At 62.5% G+C, this 6,377-nt stretch carries 2 protein-coding genes; both read left to right on the forward strand.

The window, feature by feature from the left end; genetic code table 11:
- On the forward strand, window positions 1-4,991 hold a 4,991-nt coding region (locus tag ABX74_RS27040; RefSeq protein ID WP_047890121.1), incomplete at its 5' end, for a glutamate synthase-related protein.
- Window positions 4,992-5,021: 30 nt separating this feature from the next.
- A partial coding sequence (locus ABX74_RS27045) for a sulfite reductase flavoprotein subunit alpha (RefSeq protein WP_047890122.1) occupies window positions 5,022-6,377 on the forward strand: 1,356 nt, incomplete at its 3' end.

Consider the following 6,377-nt stretch of genomic DNA (forward strand, 5'->3'; position numbering starts at 1 on the left):
GCCTCGTGCACGAGGCCCTGCTCGCCATCGAGGCCATCGCGTACAACACGCCTGCACTACGCGGTTTGTACCCACTGTCCCTCAGCGCGAGGACTCAGGTTCTCAAGGGCCGCTTGAACTCCGACGAAGTGATCCCGTACTTTCGCGACCTGGTCGACCCCGATCACGCTGTCCACACGATGTACTTCCACACGCGGTTCTCGACCAACACGGACCCGCATCCCACGATGGCGCAGCCGTTCCGGTTCATGGCTCACAACGGAGAACTGAACACCGACAAGAAGAATCGGCTCTCCGAAGCTGCGGTGGCCAGCGCAAAACGACGTGCGATCGTCCGTCCGCCCGGTCAGTCCGACAGTTGCCGACTCGATCAGACTCTGGAAGCACGCGTCATCGAGGACAGCGTCGATTTGGTGACAGCTGTGGTCTCGATGATGCCCCCTGCCTGGGAAAACGACACCACTCTCTCCCCCGCAGTGCGTGCGATGTTCGAGTACTTCTCGCTGTACGAGGAGAAGAACGACGGACCGGCAGCGCTGGTGTTCGGCGACGGCACCATCATCGGCGCCCGACTGGACCGCCTCGGCCTGCGTCCACTTCGCACGATCGAGACACACGACTACGTGTGCGCATTCTCCGAAGCCGGACAGATCGCGTTCGCACCCGAGACGGTGATTCACCGTGGACGCGTCGAGGCCGGCGGAATGCTGTACTTCGATCATCGCGATCGCCATACCTACACTGCCCGTGAAGCTCTGGAAAAGATCGCCGCACAGCGTGACTACCAGTCTCTGCTGGAGCAGTCACGAATCCTGATCGAAGACATCCCCGCTGTACCTGCGGAGAAGGTCAGCTCACCGACGCGCTACAACGGAATGTTCGAGGTTCATCAGCGCTACATGGCGTACTCCCTGGATCAGGAGAGTTTCAAATTCCTGATGGATCCGATGCTCACGCACGGAGCCGAGAAGGTATCGGCCATGGGTTACGGCAACGCCATCAACGCGTTTTCCGATCGTGAAGGCGGTGTGGCACGCTACTTCTCGCAGCGATTCGCCCAGGTCACCAACCCTCCGCTGGACAGCATCCGGGAAGCGGACGGCATGACCCTCCGGGTCGCGTTGGGCGCGAAGATGACAGCCGGACAGGGCAAGCAGATCGTCATTTCGTCGCCGATCCTCGGGCATCTGGACATGCTCAAGATCCGTGAACAGCAGCACACCCCGCATCGCCGATTCGAAATGCTCTACCCCGCCGCGGGTGACGCGCAGGCGATGGTTGACGCGATGACCGCGCTCGGCGACGCCGTTGTCGCCTTCGCAGCAGAACAGGGCGGAATCGCAGTCCTGACCGACCGGCACGTATCTCATGAGCGCGCAACGCTTCCCGCGATCATGGTCGTCGGAGCACTGAACCAACGCCTCATCGACGCAGGCCTGCGATTGCGTGTCTCTCTCATCGTGGAGAGTGGCCAGATCGAGTCCTCCCACCACGTTGCGGCTGCACTCGGATTCGGCGCTTCCGCCGTCTACCCGCTCTCCGTTCAGTTACGAGCCGAGGAGAAGTTCGCCGCCGATCCGGATGCCGCGTTCAGACGCTTCGCGAAGGCTGCCGAGAAATCCCTCATGAAGACGATGGGACGCGTCGGCCTGTGCACCGTCGAGAGCTACATCGGCGGAGAATTCTTCGAACCCAACTTCCTCGATACGTCCGACCCTGTTCTGCGCCAGTGGTTCCCCAACATGAAGTCACCGGTGGGCGGCGTCGGTTTCGACACCGTCGCGGTGACCTCGAAGCAGTGGCACGAGCGTGCAAGCGAAGTCGAGGGTGAAAAGGACCTGCCACTGCTCGGCCTGTTCAAGGAGCGCGCAGACGGCGCAGGGCATTCGTTCGGTACCACCGCAGTCCGCAAGTACGTCGAGCTCACCGAAGAGAAGATCGCGTTCGACAGTCCCTCCGGCACCGAACAATTCGACGCTCTTCGCTTGCTTCCACTCGGGCGACTCGACGACGCATTCCGCCTCGACGCCGGGGCCTACCGGGCAACGAGCTTCGACCGGTTGACCACCGAACAGATCGACGACTTCGACATCACTGCCGGGTACCGGGACTTTTCTACCGTTATGGCTGCGGAACGATCGCGTCGGCCCGCAGCGTTGCGCGACGTCATCTCTGTTCCCGCCGACGTCACGTTTGCGGTTACGACAGCCGAGTTCGCCGAGCAGATCAGCCGATTCTCGGTACGCGGCAACACTACGATCGTGATGCGCGGAGTCCAGTGTGAATCCGCCGCAGACGACCGGTACACGCTTCGCCTGGACGGTCCACTGGCCGGTGAAAGCGCGCGAGCAAAAGCACTCGGCGACGCTCTCTGCGCCACCTTTGCCGCCGATATCACCATTGAAGCCATCACACCGGATCTTGCGCTGAGGGCAACCGGCATCGGGGCAGAGTTCCTGTCCAAGCTGAGGGTCGCACCGGCAGGTGTTCCTCTCTCCGAGGTACAGAGCGCCAGCGACATCACCCCGAAGTTGGCGTCGGGTGCCATGAGTCATGGCGCGCTGAACGCTCCGGCGCACGAAGCCGTCGCACACGGCACGAACATGGTCGGCGCGATGTCCAACAGCGGCGAAGGCGGCGAACACCTTTCGCGCTACAACACGATTCGTGCGTCGCGCATCAAGCAGTTTGCATCCGGACGCTTCGGAATCTGGGCGGGATATCTCGCCGACCCGATGCTCGAAGAGATCGAGATCAAACTCGGCCAGGGCGCAAAACCCGGTGAGGGCGGGCAGCTTCCGGCCGCCAAGGTCACCGTAGACATAGCTGCGGCCCGTGGCGGAACGCCCGGCGTCGAACTGGTATCGCCTCCGCCGCACCACGACACCTACTCCATCGAGGACCTCGCTCAGCTCATCCACGACTGCAAGGCAGCGCGTATTCGGGTGATCGTGAAGTTGGTGTCCTCGGAAGGAATCGGCACCATCGCCGTCGGTGTCGCCAAGGCCGGCGCCGACGTCATCAACGTCGCCGGAAACACCGGTGGCACCGGCGCCGCTTCGGTGACCAGCCTCAAGTACGCGGGTCGTGCGGCCGAGGTCGGTATCGCGGAGGTCCATCAAGCTTTGTGTGCCAACGGGCTTCGCCAGAAAGTCGTTCTGCGATGCTCGGGCGCGCATCAGACCGGCAGCGACATCATCACTTCCGCGCTACTGGGCGCAGACAGCTTCGAGTTCGGTACGTCTGCGCTGATGATGATGGGCTGCGTCATGGCCAAGAACTGCAACATCAAGTGTCCGGCCGGTCTGACCACCAACCCGGAACTGTTCGACGGCGATCCCCGCGCCATGGCGCAGTACCTTCTCAACATCGCTCACGAAACTCGGGAACTGCTCGCGAATCTGGGAATGCGATCCCTTCAGGAAGCGCGGGGTCGAACTGATCTCCTGCATCTGCTCGATCACCCGTCCATCGTCGGCAATCTGAAACTGGACGCGATGTTCGAGTCCGCCCCGAACATCACCGTCGACAATCCCGTGTACCTCGAGCGTGAGTACGCGCTCGACGAGAAGATCATGGACGAGGTTCGCACGGTGCTCTTCAACCGTGGCGAGGCCTCGGTCGCCGTGTCCGGACCTGAATTCGCCGAAGGTGCACTGCACCTGGGTAACCGGAACAAGAGCGTCGGTGGGCAGTTGGCGATCGACCTCGAACGCGAACTCAACTACGGAGCGGCCGGCCTTCTCGCTCCGGGGGTACTGACTGACGAGCGTGGGCGACGATATCTGGCTCCGGGCAGCGTGCGCGTCCTGACGACCGGATCTGCTGGCCTGTCGTTCGGCGCATTCTGCAACGACGGCATGCACCTGGAACACACCGGGACATGTAACGACGGTGTGGGAAAGAGCATGAGCGGCGGCGTGATTGCCGTGCGCAGCCCAGGCGGCGGCTCCAGTGACGCCGGCGGAAACGTGTTGATCGGCAACTTCGCGCTCTTCGGCGCCACCGGCGGACGAGTGTTCGTCGAAGGTGAAGCAGGCGATCGCTTTGCAGTTCGCAACTCCGGCGCCAGTGCTGTCGTCGAAGGTGTCGGCGACTTCGCCGGCGAGTACATGACCAACGGTGCTGTCGTGAATCTCGGCGAGTTCGGCAAGGGTGTCGGCAACGGCATGAGCGGCGGGTTCTTCTACCAGTACGACCCTCGCGGCGAACTGGCACTGCGAGCAAGTACCGATTCCGTACTGCTCGGTTCGATCACCGCTGCGACCGATCCTCTGGCCGCCGTCCACAACCACGCGGTACAACTCCTGCTCGAACTGCATGTGGAAGCAACGGGATCCGCACTCGGAACCCGACTGCTCGAGAACTGGGAAGTCGAACAGCACTCGTTCGTCTACGCCATGCCCAAGGCATTGATGCTTTACCAGGACAGCGATGCAATCCTGGCTGCGAAGTCGCACAAAGAGCTTCTCGAAGAATTGGCGTCCGCCATCGCAGCACGTCAGGTCCGCACGTTCAAACTCGCAGTGCGCGATGGGCGCCCCGCACTGAACGGAGCAGTCCCCGCCTATGGCGAGACCGATACCGCGACAATGTATGCGCTGCTCAGTGCGTACACCGTGCTTCACTTCGCACAACAACTCGCCGCCGCCCGCACGCCGGGTGCGTCCGGGCCCGACGATCCAGCAGTGCAGAAGGCGGCCCGAAACCTGGTACTGACCGAGGACTTCGCCCTCGTCCAGCACTTGGTCAAGTACTCGAAAGAGATTCTGGCCGGCTACGACGACGAACAGTTGGCTGCGCTGATTGCAGCCAAGCGTGTCGACGACTACAAGCAGGCGCTGAGCCTGCGCAACGTGTTGGCCATGGACAGCCCGGTGACGTACGGGTGGATTCTGTTTCAAGACAACAAGAATCGGGACAAGCTCGGATCGCTGCCGAACTTCGACGAACTGTTCGCTTCGCGCACGATCCCCGACCTGGTGTCCTGACCTCCTCCCCCGAACGTAGGTGAGCTTCAAATGGAAATCCCGTACATCCCCGAATACGCACCGTTCAACGGCGACCAACGCGCGTGGCTTTCCGGATTCCTGGCCGGTCTACACTCACGAACTGTCATGCCCGGTCAAACCGGTGCTGCAACAGCGACAGTGGAGAGAACTGCCGGCGCGGCAGTGCACATCCTCTACGGAAGCCAGACCGGCAACGCGGAGTCCGTGGCCGAAGACGCGGCCGCAGCTGCTCGTGCCCACGGTCTCGAACCACTTGTCGCGGGTCTGGACACCGTGGATATCAATGCACTTTCCGCCATGCGCCGGGTGCTCGTCATCACCTCCACCTACGGCGAGGGCGAGATGCCTGACAACGCGCAGCTGTTCTGGGATGCAGTCGAATCCGAGAGTGCGCCCCGGCTGGAGGGTCTCTACTTCGGAGTACTCGCACTCGGTGACACCAGCTACGACGGCTACTGCCAGTCGGGAAAGAACATCGACGCCCGCTTCGAAGCGCTCGGCGGGTCCCGGGTTGTCGACCGCACCGATTGCGACGTCGACTACGAGGATCCGGCGGCCGAGTGGATCGTTCGGGCGGTCGCTGCGGTAGCCGGTGTCGACGGTGATGCAGGGGCCGCTGCCTCGCCGGTTGCGTCCACTCCGACGAAGACCAAGTCCCAGTGGACTCGCAAGAACCCTTATCCTGCAACCGTCCTCGCCAACCGACTGTTGTCCGGCGAGGACTCCGCCAAGGAAGTCCGACACTTCACCTTTGCACTCGGCGAGGACGGTCTGGACTACGAGGCCGGAGATGGATTGGGCATCCGCCCGATCAACGACCCCGCTCTGGTCGAGGCGATCATCCATCAGCTCGGTGCGAGCAGTGACTACGTCGTCACCGCGAAGGACGGCTCGTCCGTACCGTTGGACCAGGTGTTGACCAGCGACTACGAGATCTCGATTCCCTCGCGCGATTTGATCGAAGACATCGCCCGACGCAGCGGCGACGCCGAACTGCAGCACATTCTCGACACGGAAGATCGGGAAGCGCTCGATGCGTGGCTGTGGGGCAAGGACGTTCTCGATCTCCTGCAGTTGGACAACAGCATTCGATTGAATCCCGAAGATCTGCTTGCACTTCTGCGCCCGCTGCAACATCGGGTCTATTCGATCTCCTCCAGCCCGCTGGCCCACGACGGCACCGTGCATCTGACGGTAGCGAGTGTGCGCTACCGCTCGGGCGAGCGGGACCGCGGCGGCGTCTGCTCGACGTACCTGGCGGACCGCGTCGGCGAGGGAGATCGGGTCGGAGTTTTTGTCTCCAAGAACAATTCGTTCCGCCTACCTGCCGATGACACTGCTCCCGTCGTGATGATCGGACCCGGC

The sequence above is a fragment of the Rhodococcus sp. ARP2 genome (assembly GCF_001029585.1).
Taxonomy (GTDB): domain Bacteria; phylum Actinomycetota; class Actinomycetes; order Mycobacteriales; family Mycobacteriaceae; genus Rhodococcus_F; species Rhodococcus_F erythropolis.